This window comes from Hydrogenophaga sp. 5NK40-0174 (assembly GCF_040372165.1).
Lineage (GTDB): Bacteria > Pseudomonadota > Gammaproteobacteria > Burkholderiales > Burkholderiaceae_C > Hydrogenophaga.
The window spans coordinates 377743-393129 of the sequence record NZ_BAABWG010000001.1; the positions used below are offsets into that span (position 1 = coordinate 377743).

A 15387-nucleotide genomic window follows, 5' to 3' on the forward strand; every position below is an offset into this window, starting at 1 on the left:
ATCCCGTCGGGCGCAAATGCAGAGGGCTCTGTCTGATAATGGAAGCCGCCAGGCAGGTTCGATCTGGCCGCCGACATGTTGCATCAGAACAACCATGCCCGATTCCTCAAGTCACGTCGTTTTGCCTCGGCACTCCCTGGACATGATCGAGTCCTTTGTTGACGGACTCTGGCTGGAGGAGGGGCTGTCCAGAAACACGCTGGATGCCTATCGGCGCGACATGGCGATTTTCGGCTCGTGGCTGGCAGCCCGGGGCACTTCGCTCGAGCAGGCGAGTGAGTCGGACATCAATGCCTATTTTGCGCACCGCCATGCTCAGACCAAGGCCACCACGGCCAATCGGCGGCTGACCGTATTGAGGCGCTTTTATCGGTGGGCTCTACGTGAGCACCGCGTTCAGGCCGACCCCACATTGCGCCTGCTGGCTGCCCGGCAGCCCATGAGGGTGCCGAAAACCCTGTCCGAATCGCAAGTCGAGGCCTTGCTCGAGGCGCCGGACGTAGGCGACCCCCTGGGTCTGCGCGACCGGGCGATGCTCGAGCTGCTGTATGCCAGTGGCCTGCGGGTCAGCGAGCTGGTGACCATCCGAACCTTCGAGATCAGCCAGAACGAGCATGTGCTTCGGGTCACAGGCAAAGGCAACAAGGAGCGTCTGGTGCCTTTTGGCCAGGTGGCCGGGCAGTGGTTGCAGCGCTACCTGAACGATGGCCGTGCTCAGATTCTCGCGGGAAAGAGCTCGGAAGACCTTTTTGTCACGGCCAAAGGGCCTAAACCCGGGCAGGCAATGAGTCGGGTGATGTTCTGGAATCTGGTCAAGCGCTATGCGCTTCAGGCCGGGATATCGGTTCCGATTTCACCGCACACGTTGCGGCATGCGTTTGCCACCCACCTGCTCAACCATGGTGCCGATTTACGCGCGGTGCAGATGCTGCTGGGCCATGCCGATATTTCCACCACGACCATTTACACCCACGTCGCCCGTGAGCGCCTGAAGAGCATTGTTGGCCAGCACCACCCCCGAGGGTGAAGGCGCATGGGCCTTCGTCAGGCGCCCAGCAGGAAGTCCAGCTCCGCCTGGGTGAAGCCGGCCGCCTTGCGCGCCTCTTCATTGAATGGGGGCTTCAGGCGTGGGGCCTCGTGCCGGCGCGCCAGGACACGGTAGTGGGGCACCGGGTCAAACCCTTCCCGGTGGCAAAGCCAGGCGTACCAGTAATTGCCAATGGCGACATGGCCGACTTCGTCTCGCAAGATGATGTCGAGAATGGTATTGGCTTTGCTGGCGGCCTCGGAATTGACCTTGCGCAGCTTGGCCTGGATAAGTGGGGTGGCGTCCAGGCCACGTGCTTCCAGGGTGCGCGGTACCAGCGCCATGCGGGCGACGATGTCGTCTTTTGTCTTGACGCACATTTCCCACAAGCCGTTGTGTGCCTCAAAGTCACCGTATTCGTGACCCAGGGCCAGAAGAAGCTCTCTCAGAAGCGAGAAGTGGGTGGCTTCCTCGTCCGCCACCCGTAGCCAGTCGGTGTAGAACTTTTCCGGCATGCCTTCAAAGCGCCAGACAGCGTCGAGTGCCAGATTGATGGCATTGAACTCGATGTGGCAAATGGCATGCAGCAAGGCCGCCAACCCTTCGTCTGTGAAGGGGGACCGGTGGGGTACCTGGCCCGGTGGGACCAGCACGGGCCTGGCAGGTCGGCCCGGCAAGGTCAGCTCTGGCAATGGGTGCAACACCAGGCCAGTGTTCAGCGCTGTGAGCAGGAGGCTGTCATCGTGGCGAAGCTCTTCAAGGAGCTTGAAAATGGCATGCACCGCACCCACCTTGGCGCTGGGATCCGATTCGCACAAGGCGGCAAGCGCCCGTTTCCTCAGGTTGGGGTCGGGCATGTTCTGCTCAGGGCCGTGATGACGGGGGTTCATCCCTACAATTCTAGGTTTTCGCCGACACAGTGCTGGTGGCTGCTGTGTGGGTGCCCATTGATATCCACATTTGCAGAGGCAAGCACGATGGCAATTCACGAACTTGACGGCATCAGGCCAGCTGTCGCCCAAGACGCCTGGGTGGCTGACACGGCCAGGGTCATCGGCGACGTCGTCCTGGAGGCTGGCAGCAGTGTCTGGTTTGGTGCTGTGCTGCGTGGCGACACAGATCGCATCACCGTGGGCGAGGGAAGCAATATTCAGGATGGCAGTGTGCTGCATGCAGATGAGGGCGTTCCGCTTGTCGTGGGCAAGAATGTGACGGTAGGCCACATGGTCATGTTGCATGGCTGCACGGTGGGCGACGAATCGCTCATCGGTATCGGAGCCACCGTGCTGAACAAGGCCCGCATTGGCAAGAACTGCGTGGTGGGCGCGGGCTCGCTGGTGACGGAGGGCAAGACATTTCCGGACGGCACGCTGATCATGGGCTCACCGGCAAAGGTGGTTCGCGAGTTGACGCCCGAACAGATTGAAGGGCTGCGCAAGAGCGCAGCGCATTACCAGAACAACGCCCAGCGTTACGTCAAAAGCTACAAGCAGGTGGATTGAAGTCGTGTCAGAGTTGCACAAGTTCATGTTTGAAGGGTTGCCCGTCAGGGGCATGCTGGTGCGTCTGACCGGCGCCTGGACCGAAATGCTCGCCCGAAGCGAACAGTCGGGCGGCTATCCGGCGCGGGTCTCGGAGCTGCTGGGCGAGATCACTGCGGCTGCCACCTTGATGCAGGCCAATGTGAAATTCAACGGCGCTGTCGTTCTGCAGGTCCAGGGCGATGGCCCGGTGAAGCTCGCCGTGGCTGAGGTTCAACCCGACTTTTCGGTGCGGGCCACTGCGAAAGTCCTGGGTGAAGTGGCCGCCGATGCACCCCTGTCCCATGTGGTCAACGTCAATGGCGGTGGGCGCTGCGCGATCACACTGGACCCCAAAGACCGCCAACCCGGGCAACAGCCCTATCAGGGGATCGTTCCCTTGCATGGGGACCGGGGGGAGAAGCTGGAGTCGCTGGCCGAGGTGATCGAGCATTACATGCTCCAGAGTGAACAGCTGGACACCAAGCTGGTGCTGGCAGCCAATGACCAAGTGGCCGCAGGGCTTCTGATTCAGCGTTTGCCGCTCGAAGGCGAAGCCAACCTGTCAGGTCGTGCCTCGGGGCGCTCTGATGAAGACAATATCGGACAGAACGAGGACTACAACCGCATTGCCATTCTGGCCGGAAGCCTCAAGCGCGAGGAATTGTTGACGCTGGACGCCGAGACCATCTTGCACCGCCTGTTCTGGGAGGAGGATGTTCGCCGGTTTGAGCCCTTGCAAGGCGAACAGGGCCCACGATTTGCCTGCAGTTGCTCGCGCGAGCGGGTGAGCGATATGCTGCGTTCGCTGGGAAGGGATGAGGTGGAGTCGATCCTGGAAGAGCAGGGGCAGGTCGAGGTGGGCTGCGATTTTTGCGGGGCCCAATATCGGTTCGATCCGGTCGACGCGGCACAGATCTTCGTTGGCGCTTCGGATCAACCGCCTGCGGGCGGTCAGACACACTGAAGGATTGGCCGTCCCCGTCAGCTTTTGCCTGCTTCGCGCCGCTCGAGCAAAACGGTGAAGAGTCGGTGTTCGCAGTCTGGATCGCTGCAGGCTTCGCAGCTCCATGCGCCAGCTCTTCCCTGCTCAAGGGCTTCATTCGCGGGCGGTGAGCTCACTCCCAGTGCCGGCAAGAGAGTGCGCAACGCATTTTGTGTGCGCTGGTCTCCTTGCCCGTAAACTGTGTGAAATGGCAATGTTGCCTGCTCCAGCCGTGCTCGAAGAATGGCATCGGTTCGCTCCCGGGCGCGGGGAGAGTCCCTGAACAGTCCGTCGGCAATCCAGGGCAGGTCCAGGCCCATGAGCAAACTGACCTGGCAGCGTCGCTGAAACGCGAGCGCTTCGGGCCAAAGACTGGTGTCGCCGAAGTACTGCTCGCTGTAGGCAGCAACCATCATGGGTGTGGTGTCGGCAATGACGAGCACATTGCTTGCGTCGCCGTCCAGAGCTTTCTGGACGAGGCTTGCCTGCATGGCAGCGATGCCTGCCTGCTCTTCCACGCGAGGCGCTCGCCCGCGCACCTCACACCAAAAGCGCAAGTGCTCCTCGATCAGGACAATTTTGCCGGACCAGCTGGTCCGCAATACGTTGTGGAGTGAGCGCGCCAGCGACGATTTGCCGGTGGATTCGCCGCCCAGCAATCCGACGATCATCTCCGGTGTGCCTCGGTCAATGGGGGCGCAGCCCGCTTCGGATTGAAATCAGGAGCCCGGTCCGTAGGCCACCTGAACGAAGACTTCATTGGGTTTGACCATGCCCAGCTCTTCCCGGGCAAGCTCTTCGATGACGCCCAGACCATCCTGAAGATCGTTGACTTCACTGGCAACCTGATCGTTGCGCAACTTGGCAAGCCGGTTTTTGGCCTCGAGCTCGGTCAACTCATGGCGCAATTGTGTGACTTTGGGAATGCTCCCGCGCCCAAACCAGATCTGGGCCTGCAGTATCAACAGCAGGCCCACGAGAAGGGCGGGGACGATTCGCTTGACCATGGTGTCCCAAGTGTACCGTGGCCAGCCCTTGCCCGGCTAGTGCCGGGCTGGACGGCGACAGCGCTTGCTTACTTGAGGTTGTAGAAAGCGGCACGCCCTGGGTAAACGGCCACATCGCCCAGATCCTCTTCGATGCGCAGAAGCTGGTTGTACTTGGCCATGCGGTCCGAGCGGGATAACGAACCCGTCTTGATCTGACCAGCGTTGGTGCCGACAGCGATGTCGGAGATGGTGCTGTCTTCGGTCTCACCCGAGCGGTGGCTGATCACGGCGGTGTATCCGGCACGCTTGGCCATTTCGATGGCGGCGAAGGTTTCGGTCAGGGTGCCGATCTGGTTGATCTTGATCAGGATCGAATTGCCGATGTTCTTGTCGATGCCTTCTTTCAGGATCTTGGTATTGGTCACGAACAGGTCGTCACCGACCAGCTGAACCTTCTCGCCCAGACGCTCGGTCAGCAGTTTCCAGCCGTCCCAGTCGCCTTCGGCCATGCCGTCTTCGATGGAAATGATGGGGTACTTGTCGCACCAGGTGGCCATGACATTGGTCCATTCTTCGGCGCTGAGGACCATGCCTTCGCCATCAAGGTGGTACTTGCCATCCTTGTAGAACTCGCTGGAAGCGCAGTCGAGGCCCAGGGCGATCTGCTCGCCGGCGGTATAGCCAGCGTTGCTGATGGCTTCCAGAATCATCTGCAGAGCGGCTTCGTGGGAGGGAACATTGGGGGCGAAGCCGCCTTCGTCACCCACAGCCACGCTCATGCCTTTGTCGTGAATGATCTTCTTGAGGGCGTGGAAGACTTCGGCGCCCCAGCGCAGGGCTTCACGGAAGTTCGGAGCGCCCACCGGAATGATCATCAGTTCCTGCAGGTCCAGATTGTTGTTGGCGTGTGCACCGCCGTTGACCACGTTCATCATGGGCACGGGCATCTCGACAGCGCTCATGCCGCCAAAGTAACGGTACAGCGGCAGGCCGGCTTCTTCGGCCGCTGCGCGGGCCACGGCCATGGACACCGCCAGCATGGCGTTGGCGCCCAGGCGACTCTTGTTATCGGTGCCGTCCAGGTCGATCAGGGTGCGGTCCAGGAAGGCTTGCTCGGTGGCATCCAGGCCCAGAACGGCCTCAGAGATTTCGGTGTTGATGTGCTCGACAGCCTTGAGCACGCCTTTGCCAAGGTAGCGGCTCTTGTCGCCATCGCGCAGCTCGATGGCTTCGCGCGAGCCGGTGGAGGCACCAGACGGAACGGCCGCACGGCCCATCACGCCGGATTCCAGCAGGACGTCACATTCAACGGTTGGGTTGCCTCGGCTGTCCAGGACCTCGCGGCCCACGATATCAACGATTGCACTCATTTCTCTCTACCTTTGGATGATTAACAGACTCAAAAATTGAACGAACTAGGTTGGGCGCTGAAACTCAGTACCCACGGCGGCCTCGCATCGTCAAGCCGCGAAATGGTCTTCTAGAAAATCGTGTCGCTTGGTGGCTTCGTCCAGCGACTTGAGTGTCTCCAGCAGTGCCTTCATGTGCTTGAGCGGCACGGCGTTCGGTCCGTCGGACATGGCTTTCGCTGGATCAGGGTGGGTCTCCATGAACAGGCCTGCCACGCCCACAGCCACGGCTGCACGAGAGAGAACAGGCACCATTTCCCGCTGCCCACCGCTGCTGGTGCCTTGCCCGCCGGGCAACTGCACGCTGTGCGTGGCGTCAAACACGACTGGCGCGCCCGTTTCCCGCATGATGGCCAGGGAACGCATGTCGGAGACGAGGTTGTTGTAACCGAAGCTGGCGCCGCGCTCACAGGCCATGAAGTTGTCTTCCGGCAGGCCGGCCTCGCGCGCCGCGGCCCGGGCCTTGTCGATCACGTTCTTCATGTCGTGGGGCGCGAGAAACTGGCCCTTCTTGATGTTCACCGGTTTGCCGCTCTGTGCGACAGCCCTGATGAAATCGGTCTGGCGGCAGAGGAATGCCGGTGTCTGGAGCACGTCGACGACAGCGGCCACTTCCGGCACTTCTGCTTCGGTGTGCACGTCAGTCAGGATGGGCAGGCCCAGCTCTTTTCTGACCTTGGCGAGAATGGCCAAGCCTTGCTCGCGGCCGGGGCCGCGAAAACTGCTGCCGCTGGAGCGGTTGGCCTTGTCGTAGCTGCTTTTGAAGATGAACGGAATGCCCAGCTCGGAGGTGATCTCCTTGAGCTGACCTGCCGTGTCCATCTGCAACTGCTCGGATTCCACCACGCAGGGGCCGGCAATGAGGAAAAACGGCTGCTTCAGTCCGATGTCAAAGCCGCAGAGCTGCATGGTCGTCTCAGTGCTTTCTCAGGCTTTGCTGGTGGTTTGTCGATCGCCGTGATGGTCGAACGCTGCGCGAATGTAGGCATTGAACAGCGGGTGACCGTCCCAGGGCGTCGACTTGAATTCCGGGTGGAACTGTACGCCGACATACCAGGGGTGAACGTCTTGGGGCAGCTCGACCATTTCGGTCAGTTGCTCGCGCTGGGTCAGTGCAGAAATGACCAGACCGGCTTCACGCAACTTGTCCAGGTAGTTGACGTTGGCTTCATAGCGGTGGCGGTGGCGCTCGGTGACCACGTCGCCGTAGATCTTGTGCGCCAGCGTGCCTTTGGAGACGTCCGAGCTTTGAGAGCCCAGGCGCATGGTCCCGCCGAGGTCGGAGTTGACATCGCGCTGCTGAATGCTGCCGTCGGCGTCTTTCCACTCGGTGATGAGTGCGATGACGGGGTGCGGCGTGTCAGCGTCAAACTCCGTGCTGTTGGCCTTTTTGAGGCCGGCCACGTGGCGTGCGTATTCAATGGTGGCCACCTGCATGCCCAGACAGATGCCGAGGTACGGCACCTTGTTTTCGCGGGCGTATCGGGCTGCTGCAATCTTGCCTTCAGTGCCGCGCTTGCCAAAGCCGCCCGGTACCAGGATGGCATCGTACTGGCCCAGCGTTTTGGCCACGTCCTGACGCTCCAGATTTTCGGAATCCACGTAGTCGATCTTGACTTTGACGTGGTTCTTCATGCCAGCGTGGCGCAGTGCTTCATTGAGCGACTTGTAGCTGTCGGAGAGGTCGACGTACTTGCCGACCATGGCAATGTGGACAGTGTCTTGCGGGTGCTCGACTTCGTAGACCAGATCGTCCCAGCGTTTGAGCGTGGCGGGAGGCGTGTTCAGGCGCAGTTTGTCGCAGATGAGGCCGTCCAGGCCTTGCTCGTGCAACATGCGTGGCACCTTGTAGATGGTGTCCACATCCCACATGCTGATCACGCCCCATTCGGGCACGTTGGTGAACAGCGAAATCTTGGCTCGCTCTTCGTCAGGGATGCGGCGGTCGGCGCGGCAGAGCAGCGCATCAGCCTGAATGCCGATTTCACGCAGCTTTTGCACCGTGTGCTGGGTGGGCTTGGTCTTGAGCTCTCCAGCCGCGCCAATCCATGGCACGTAGGTCAGGTGCACAAAGGCCGAGTTGTTGGGGCCGAGGCGCAAGCTGAGCTGACGCACGGCTTCCAGGAATGGAAGGGACTCGATGTCGCCCACGGTGCCGCCGATCTCGACGATGGCGACGTCCACTTCATCGGCAGTGCCGACACCAGCGCCGCGCTGGATGAACTCCTGAATCTCGTTGGTGACGTGGGGAATGACCTGCACGGTCTTGCCCAGGTAGTCGCCGCGGCGTTCCTTCTCCAGCACCGACTGGTAGATCTTTCCGGTGGTGAAGTTGTTGGCCTGCTTCATGCGGGTTTCGATGAAGCGCTCGTAGTGGCCCAGATCCAGGTCGGTTTCTGCGCCGTCGTCGGTCACGAAGACCTCGCCGTGCTGAAAGGGCGACATGGTGCCCGGGTCCACGTTGATGTACGGGTCGAGCTTGATGAGGGTGACTTTGAGGCCGCGCGACTCAAGAATGGCGGCCAGGGATGCGGATGCGATGCCTTTTCCCAGGGAAGACACCACACCGCCAGTGACAAACACGAATTTGGTCATGACTCAGGCGAACCAGTTGCTCGCGAGGTGGAAAGTGCAATTATAAAGACTCGCTCCGGACAAACCCTGATGGCGTGGTGCGAGAGGGCATCGAGTGAAGCTGAATGCTACGCAATGAGTAGCAATATCACCCTGGTGATGCGGGAGCAGGAAAGCGCTCAGTTCTTGGGAAGCACCACGAACTGGAAGCTGCGCTTCAAGGAATTGGACGATCCCTCGATCTTGGCAATCGCGGTGATCTTGAACACCTGCCTTGCACCAGTCTGATTGTCGTAGCAGGCAGGAAAGCCCTTGCAGTACTGGGTGATCAGGCCTGTATTGGCATTGAGGCGCAGGTTGCCTTGCAGCCACTTGAGGGCCTCGCCGCTGACATTGCTCTGAGCTTCAACGGTCATGGAGTAGTTCACAACCTCACCGTCCTTGCCCTTGGCGCTGGTATCGATGGCCCAGGCCGAAATGGTGGCGTCACCTGAGCGGTACTGCGGGTTGTGTGTGCCGTAGTTCGGGTCGGTCAGTCGCAGCAAGGTGCCGTTTTCAGCAACTTTGTCCAGTGGATGGAAGGTGTCGCTGCCGATCAGGTAAATATTGCCAAGTCCGTTGTTTCCCGCTGGCACCGGATCGGAGTCTCCGTCTCCTCCACATCCGGTCAGCACAACTGCAGCGAGGGTCAGAATGGCGGCGGGGCGGGCGAAGGCGGTGGTCAATGTCATGTTTGTGGGGAGCTGAATTGAGGGAACTGATGTGTTGATGGCTCTCCATTATCCATGCACCGCTGATGCTTGTGTGCCTTGTTACCCGCCTTTTCCTTATTGACGGTGTATTCAGAGGGGCACTGCTTCAGGTGCTACATTGCGCTCATGAGCTATCTGGCAGGAAAACACATTGTGCTGGGCCTCTCGGGAGGCATTGCGTGCTACAAGGCGGCGGAGCTTTGCCGGGCGCTGGTCAAGGAAGGCGCTTCGGTCCAGGTCGTCATGACGGAAGCGGCGGAGCATTTCATCACCGCCGTGACCCTGCAGGCACTCTCTGGGCGCCCGGTGTTTACTTCTCAATGGGATTCGCGCACGTCGGCTGGTGTCGACAACAACATGGCCCACATCAACCTCAGCCGGGAGGCTGACGCCATCGTGGTGGCACCTGCCAGCGCGGACTTCATGGCCAAGTTGCTGCACGGGCGGGCTGATGACCTGCTCTCCCTCATGTGTCTGGCGCGACCATTGGACACGGTGCCCCTGATCCTGGCGCCGGCGATGAACCGGGAGATGTGGTCGCACCCTGCCACACAGCGCAATGTGACGCAGCTGGCGGCTGACGGCGCCATGGTGCTGGATGTGGGAGCTGGGGAGCAGGCATGCGGCGAGACCGGAGATGGTCGCATGCTGGAGGCCGATCAGTTGCTCTATGACATCGGCCGCTGTTTTGCGCCCAAACGGCTGGCGGGGCGCCGTGTGCTGGTGACGGCCGGCCCGACCTACGAGGCAATCGACCCCGTTCGTGGTCTGACCAACCGGTCGAGCGGAAAGATGGGGTTTGCCATTGCCCAGGCTGCCCATGAGGAGGGAGCCGAAGTGTGCCTGGTGGCCGGGCCCGTGGCTTTGCCGACGCCTCGAGGCGTGCGGCGAACAGATGTCCGGTCAGCGCAGGAGATGCAGGCGGCGGTGCAGTCCCATGCGGACGACGCAAGCATCTTTGTTGCCGCGGCCGCGGTGGCCGACTGGCGTCCCGCGCATTCGGCCGAAGAGAAAATCAAGAAGGATGGCTCTGGCGAGGTGCCAGCGCTGTCCTTTGTGGAGAACCCCGACATCCTTGCTGGCGTGGCCGCGTCGGAGAGAGCGAGATCGGGGGCCTTGTACTGCGTGGGGTTCGCGGCTGAAAGCCACAACCTGCTGGAACATGCGCAGGCCAAGCGGCTTCGCAAAGGCGTGCCATTGCTGGTGGGTAATATCGGTCCGGCCACCTTTGGTCAGGATGACAATGCGCTTCTCCTGATCGACGACTCAGGTTCGAAGGAGTTCGGGCCGGCTTCCAAGTTGAGTCTGGCTCGCCAGCTGATCGGGGAAATCGCCAAGAGATTGCCTTCCTTGCCGGCCTGAGTCGGACTTCGACTTGCCAGAGGGGTTCATCTCCGATAAAAATAAGCAATTGCTTATTTAAATATCAATGCCAATGCTGGTGCTGTCGCAGTACTGGTGGCGAGGAGACTGAACATGTCCGAAGATCATGTGCTGGCAAATGGGGTAACACGGCGTCAGTGGCTGGGCTTGGGTGCAGGCATGGCTGCGCTGGGCTTGGTGGCCGCCACTCCTGAGGCACGGCTCTTTGCCAAGCAGCTTCAGGATTTCATCGAAGGACCGCCGGTACCGGACATCCAGCCCGAGAAGCTCTCGGAGCACGTCTGGATGATCTTTGCCAAAGATGGTTTCCCCACTCAGGAGAACCAGGGCATGATGGCCAACGTCACGTTTGTGGTCACGGGCAAGGGCGTGGTGGTGATTGACAGCGGCGGGTCTTTGCAGATCGGGCAGATGGCCATTCGCATGATCCGCAAGGTGACAGAGCAGCCGGTCGTCGCTGTGTTCAACACCCACTATCACGGCGATCACTGGCTGGGCAATCATGCGTTTGTTCAGGCTTTTGGCAAGGAACTGCCGATTTACGCACTGGCGCATACGCGCGAACAGATCGCTGGCCGCGAAGGCAATCTGTGGCTGGGCCTGATGGAGAAGTGGACCAATCAGGCCACGATGGGTACACAGGTACACGCGCCCAACGCCACGGTGTCACACGGCCAATCGTTCACCTTTGGCAGTGTGACGCTGAAAATGCATCATTACGGAACGGCGCACACTCCCTCGGACTTGTGCGTGGAAGTCGTGGAAGACAAGGTCACCTGTGTGGGCGACATCGCCATGACCAACCGGATCGCGAACATTGACGACGGCTCTTTTCCTGGCACCTTCAAGTACTTCGACGCCTTGGCAGCGGCGGCGGGCGAGCAGTTCTGGGTACCTGGACATGGGCGCGGCTCCAAAGACTTGCTCAGCACTTATGGCAGCTTCCTCAAGGGCATTTATGAGCCTTGCGTCAAGGCAGTCGAAGAGGGCGTTCCCCTGAGTCAGGCCAAGGCTCTGGTGCTTCAGGACCCAAGGGTGGCCAGCCGAGCTGCCAGCATGCAGGGTTTCGATTCCAATATTGGCAAGTACACCAGCCTCGCGTACCTGGAGGCAGAGCGAGAGGCATTCTGAGCGAAGCTGTGCAGCGAGCTGGCTATCGCCACCAGGGCAGGAGCCGCTTCATCGCTGCGACCTCGCCGCTGTGATCATTGGCGTAGCCGCCCAGGGTGCTGAGTACTTGCTGCCATTGGCGGCTGCGCAGCAGGTGGAGCAGGCGCTCGACCGCTGGTGAGGTCAGGGCCTCCTTGAGGCAAACCAGCATGTACCGCTCGTCCGTGATCGGCGTGAAATCCAGACCCAGGCTCCTGGCTGCGTACTCCGACCCCAATGCCACGTCGGCCTGCCCGCTGGCGACAGCATGCGCCACGGCTGCGTGAGAGGGCTCTACCCAGTCGTAGCCTTCGATGTCGATCGGGTCGATTTCATCTTGTGTCATCAACTCCTGCAACAGAAGGCGAGTCCCTGTGCCTGTTGCGCGGTTGACAAAGCGTGCCTGTAGCCGAACAACGTCTTTCAGGCTGCGCAAGCGCAACGGGTTGCCGGGGGCGACGATGAGTCCCTGGGTGCGCCGGGCGAAACCGATGATCTTGTGGGTGCCTGGTTTGAGCAGTGGCCGATAGGTCTTGGCGCTGAGGCTGCCGGATTCAGCGAATGGCGGCGCATGAAAGCCGGCCACCGTGCAGCGCTTTTCGTTGAGCGCCCGGATGGCGTCGACACTTCCACAAAACCGAAGGTCCAGGTGCAGCGGGCCCGACTGAGAGCGCAGGCGGGATTCAGGGTGAAAGCCCGCAGCGATGTCCTGCAGCACGGTCAGTGCATGGTCGTGGCTGGCGTAAATGGTCAGTGTTTCAGCCGGGTCTGCGCTGGGAGTGCTGAGCTCAAAAGCCATGGCGAACGCCCGCTCCAGTTCGGCGCGAAGCGTCTGCAGCTGGGGGCCCAGACGCGCCTGGGCCAAGCGTTCAGCCATCAGAAGGCGTTGCCCGAACGGGCTGAGCTGCGCACTGTGTCCGCGCTCCCAGATCAGCAGCTCCTGGTCCAGCTCCTTTTCCCAGGCCTTGAGCTGCCCCCAGACATGACGGTAGGAAAGCCCGAGCTCTCTCGCCGCAGCCGAGATGGAGCCGCGCTCGCGGACCGTGTGCAGAACGTCCATCATGGGGTTGCTCAGTTGAGCAGGGGCCGCCAGGTCGCGTTCGGTATCGAATGAGTAGGAGAGCGAAACCTTTTGCATATGACGTGCAAGTGTGCACCAAGTGACAGACTCAAATTGAGACAGATATGCAAATTCTTGCATAGATGGCCGACTGAAAATTTGTGCATATGTCTGCCCGGCGTTATCCTGCCGCCCGATGAATACCGTTGGGGACAGTCTGCAAACCGCCATGAACCTCCTGGTCACAGGTGATCAGGATCTGTGGGCCATTGTGGGTCGTTCCCTTACCGTGAGCGCGTCGGCGAGCCTGATCGCCTGCACGTTGGGCCTGACGCTGGGGGCGTGGATCGGCGTCAAGTCGTTTCCTGGCAAACGCGTGGTGCTCACCGTTCTCAACAGCTTTCTGGCATTGCCGTCAGTGGTGGCCGGCCTCATCATCTACTTGCTGTTTTCGCGGTCCGGGCCGTTGGGGGAGCTGGGATGGCTTTACACGTTCAAAGCCATGGTGATTGCCCAGGTCACGCTCGTTTTGCCCATCGTGACTGCCCTGGTCAGGCAAGTGGTGGAAGACGCGGAACGTGAGCACGGAGAACAGCTTGCCTCTTTGGGCGCTCGCCCCTGGCTTCGGGGGCTGCTGCTGGCGTGGGACGAGAGATTCGCTCTCTTGACCATCATGCTCACTGCATTTGGGCGGGCCATCTCTGAAGTGGGCGCCGTGATGATTGTGGGCGGCAATATTGACGGCTTCACACGTGTCATGACCACGGCCATCGCGCTGGAGACCAGCAAGGGTGATCTGCCCCTGGCACTGGGATTGGGTATCGTCCTGATGGGTACGGTCTTGCTGCTCAATGCCTGCGTGACGCTGGTCCAACGCTGGCGTGAGCGCAGCGACTCTGCCGGCTCGGTGGTGACGGAGGCTGCATGAGCGGGCGATCGGTTCTGGTGGATGTGAAAGATGGCTGCGTGCAGTACGGTGGCCCCCAGGGTATACAGGCGCTGGCCTCGGTGAACCTGCGGGTCCATGCCGGCGAGCGCGTGGCGCTGGTGGGGTCAAACGGGTGCGGAAAGAGCACTTTGCTGCGTTGCCTGCATCGCCTCATCCCCCTGTGTGGAGGAAGCATGCACCTCGAGCCGGACGCCCGGCAGGCCATGTTGTTCCAGTACCCGCACATGTACCGCATGAGCGTGATGCGCAATCTGACGCTGGCGTTGTGGCTGGCCCGGGTGCCTCGTGCAGAAGCGCGGGAGCGAGCGATGGCGGGCCTTGAGCGCGTCGGTCTGTCTGATCTGGCGGGCCGCAACGCCAAAGCACTGTCCGGTGGACAGCGACAACGCCTGGCCCTCGCCAGGGCATGGGTTCTGCAGCCAGATCTCTGGCTGCTGGATGAGCCAACGGCCAGTCTTGATCCACACGCGAAGCGCGAAGTGGAAGAGCTTATTGCCGGATTCAGTTCAACACCGGGAAGGCGCCATCCGCCCACCCTGGTGTTTGCCAGCCACAACCTGGGTCAGGTCAAACGCCTGGCGACCCGGGTGGTGTACATGGAGCACGGCAGTATCCACGCCGACCTCCCAGTGGAAGACTTTTTCGATCACCAATGCCTGGAGGCTGTATCGGCCCAGGCACATGCTTTTGTCAAAGGAGAAGGTCTATGAAACAACAAGCCAGCAAACGCCAATGGCTCCGTGTCACCTTGTCGGCCGTGGCCGGTGCAGCACTGCTGAGTGTGGGCATGGGAGCCCAGGCAGAGCAGAACATCGTGGTGGCGTCCACCACGTCGACTCAGGCCTCTGGCCTGTACGAGCACTTGCTGCCTCAGTTCAAGAAGGCAACGGGTATCGAGGTGAAAGTGGTGGCTCTGGGAACCGGCCAGGCCATCGACACAGCCCGTCGCGGCGATGCCGACGTTCTGTTCGTGCATGACACCGTCAAGGAAGAGCAATTCGTGGCAGATGGATTTGCCGACAAGCGGTTTGACGTGATGTACAACGACTTTGTGCTGATCGGACCCAAGGCAGACCCGGCTGGCGCCAAAGGCGCAGACATTGTGGCTGGGCTGGAGAAGGTAGCGGCAGCCAATGCCGCCTTCGTCTCGCGCGGTGACAAGAGTGGCACGCATGCTGCTGAGCTTCGCTTCTGGAAACAGACCAGCACGGACGCGAACAAGGGCACAGGATACAAGGAATGCGGTTGCGGCATGGGCCAGGCGCTGAACATTGCAGCGTCGTCAGGCGGCTACGTGATGTCGGACCGGGCCACCTGGCTGAACTTCAAGAACAAGGCTGATCTTGAGATCGTGGTCGAGGGCGACAAGCGAATGTTCAACCAGTACGGTGTCATGCTGGTGAGCCCCGCCAAGTTCCCTCACATCAAGACTGCCGAGGGGCAGAAGTTCATCGACTGGGTGACCGGCAAGGAAGGCCAGGCGGCCATTGCCGACTACAAGATCGATGGTCAGCAGCTGTTCTTCCCGAACGCGACCAAGTAGTTGAGGTAGCCGCGTTTCCTGAGGCGTCCATGCCCAGGAATCGAAGA

General features: G+C 60.9%; 16 protein-coding genes. 8 read left to right on the forward strand and 8 right to left on the reverse strand.

What is annotated here, in order from left to right:
• Positions 1 to 94: 94 nt before the first annotated feature.
• Positions 95 to 1027 carry a site-specific tyrosine recombinase XerD gene (xerD, locus tag ABWV89_RS01670; protein ID WP_353393577.1) on the forward strand — a complete coding sequence of 311 codons (933 nt, stop codon included), beginning with the start codon at positions 95 to 97 and terminating at the stop codon, positions 1025 to 1027.
• A gap of 17 nt (positions 1028 to 1044) precedes the next feature.
• Here the strand turns inward: xerD and ABWV89_RS01675 are convergent, their stop codons facing one another.
• A complete protein-coding gene (locus ABWV89_RS01675; protein ID WP_353393579.1) occupies positions 1045 to 1917 on the reverse strand; it encodes a ferritin-like domain-containing protein in 873 nt (290 codons plus the stop codon).
• 87 nt (positions 1918 to 2004) lie between these two features.
• On the opposite strand from ABWV89_RS01675, the gene ABWV89_RS01680 reads away from it, so the two are divergent.
• The gene (locus tag ABWV89_RS01680; RefSeq protein ID WP_353393581.1) at positions 2005 to 2529 is read left to right on the forward strand and encodes a gamma carbonic anhydrase family protein; all 525 of its coding nucleotides are present in this window, start codon (positions 2005 to 2007) and stop codon (positions 2527 to 2529) included.
• A 4-nt stretch (positions 2530 to 2533) separates the two neighbouring features.
• On the forward strand, positions 2534 to 3514 hold the full coding sequence (gene hslO, locus ABWV89_RS01685) for an Hsp33 family molecular chaperone HslO (RefSeq protein WP_353393584.1): 981 nt from the start codon (positions 2534 to 2536) through the stop codon (positions 3512 to 3514).
• 17 nt (positions 3515 to 3531) lie between these two features.
• On the opposite strand, the gene ABWV89_RS01690 is transcribed toward hslO, so the two are convergent.
• From ABWV89_RS01690 to ABWV89_RS01715, 6 genes are all read right to left on the reverse strand, one after another.
• The gene (locus tag ABWV89_RS01690; protein ID WP_353393586.1) at positions 3532 to 4203 is read right to left on the reverse strand and encodes an AAA family ATPase; all 672 of its coding nucleotides are present in this window, start codon (positions 4201 to 4203) and stop codon (positions 3532 to 3534) included.
• A 48-nt stretch (positions 4204 to 4251) separates the two neighbouring features.
• Positions 4252 to 4539 carry a septum formation initiator family protein gene (locus tag ABWV89_RS01695; protein WP_353393587.1) on the reverse strand — a complete coding sequence of 96 codons (288 nt, stop codon included), beginning with the start codon at positions 4537 to 4539 and terminating at the stop codon, positions 4252 to 4254.
• A gap of 68 nt (positions 4540 to 4607) precedes the next feature.
• The gene (gene eno / locus ABWV89_RS01700) at positions 4608 to 5891 is read right to left on the reverse strand and encodes a phosphopyruvate hydratase (protein WP_353393589.1); all 1284 of its coding nucleotides are present in this window, start codon (positions 5889 to 5891) and stop codon (positions 4608 to 4610) included.
• Between the two features lie 90 nt (positions 5892 to 5981).
• Entirely contained in the window at positions 5982 to 6839 is an 858-nt protein-coding gene (gene kdsA / locus ABWV89_RS01705; RefSeq protein WP_353393591.1) for a 3-deoxy-8-phosphooctulonate synthase, read from the reverse strand.
• Between the two features lie 18 nt (positions 6840 to 6857).
• Positions 6858 to 8525 carry a CTP synthase gene (pyrG, locus tag ABWV89_RS01710; RefSeq protein ID WP_353393593.1) on the reverse strand — a complete coding sequence of 556 codons (1668 nt, stop codon included), beginning with the start codon at positions 8523 to 8525 and terminating at the stop codon, positions 6858 to 6860.
• Positions 8526 to 8683: 158 nt separating this feature from the next.
• Positions 8684 to 9235 carry a hypothetical protein gene (locus ABWV89_RS01715; protein WP_353393595.1) on the reverse strand — a complete coding sequence of 184 codons (552 nt, stop codon included), beginning with the start codon at positions 9233 to 9235 and terminating at the stop codon, positions 8684 to 8686.
• A 147-nt stretch (positions 9236 to 9382) separates the two neighbouring features.
• Here ABWV89_RS01715 and coaBC point away from each other — a divergent pair, with 147 nt between their 5' ends.
• Both coaBC and ABWV89_RS01725 read left to right on the forward strand, forming a co-directional pair.
• Positions 9383 to 10618 carry a bifunctional phosphopantothenoylcysteine decarboxylase/phosphopantothenate--cysteine ligase CoaBC gene (coaBC, locus tag ABWV89_RS01720; RefSeq protein ID WP_353393597.1) on the forward strand — a complete coding sequence of 412 codons (1236 nt, stop codon included), beginning with the start codon at positions 9383 to 9385 and terminating at the stop codon, positions 10616 to 10618.
• Between the two features lie 114 nt (positions 10619 to 10732).
• A complete protein-coding gene (locus ABWV89_RS01725) occupies positions 10733 to 11770 on the forward strand; it encodes an MBL fold metallo-hydrolase (protein ID WP_353393598.1) in 1038 nt (345 codons plus the stop codon).
• A 22-nt stretch (positions 11771 to 11792) separates the two neighbouring features.
• Here the strand turns inward: ABWV89_RS01725 and ABWV89_RS01730 are convergent, their stop codons facing one another.
• Positions 11793 to 12926: a substrate-binding domain-containing protein gene (locus tag ABWV89_RS01730; RefSeq protein ID WP_353393600.1), complete on the reverse strand. Its 1134-nt coding sequence runs from the start codon at positions 12924 to 12926 to the stop codon at positions 11793 to 11795.
• A 118-nt stretch (positions 12927 to 13044) separates the two neighbouring features.
• Between ABWV89_RS01730 and ABWV89_RS01735 the strand changes: the two genes are divergently transcribed.
• The 3 genes from ABWV89_RS01735 to ABWV89_RS01745 all read left to right on the forward strand — a co-directional run bounded on the left by ABWV89_RS01735 (position 13045) and on the right by ABWV89_RS01745 (position 15340).
• Complete coding sequence (locus ABWV89_RS01735; RefSeq protein WP_353393602.1) at positions 13045 to 13776, forward strand: ABC transporter permease; 732 nt, start codon at positions 13045 to 13047, stop codon at positions 13774 to 13776.
• Complete coding sequence (locus tag ABWV89_RS01740; protein ID WP_353393604.1) at positions 13773 to 14507, forward strand: ABC transporter ATP-binding protein; 735 nt, start codon at positions 13773 to 13775, stop codon at positions 14505 to 14507. The genes ABWV89_RS01735 and ABWV89_RS01740 overlap by 4 nt, the downstream gene beginning before the upstream one ends.
• Before the next feature lie 77 nt (positions 14508 to 14584).
• Positions 14585 to 15340, forward strand: coding sequence for an ABC transporter substrate-binding protein (locus ABWV89_RS01745; protein WP_502903142.1), 756 nt, complete (start codon positions 14585 to 14587; stop codon positions 15338 to 15340).
• Positions 15341 to 15387: the final 47 nt, after the last annotated feature.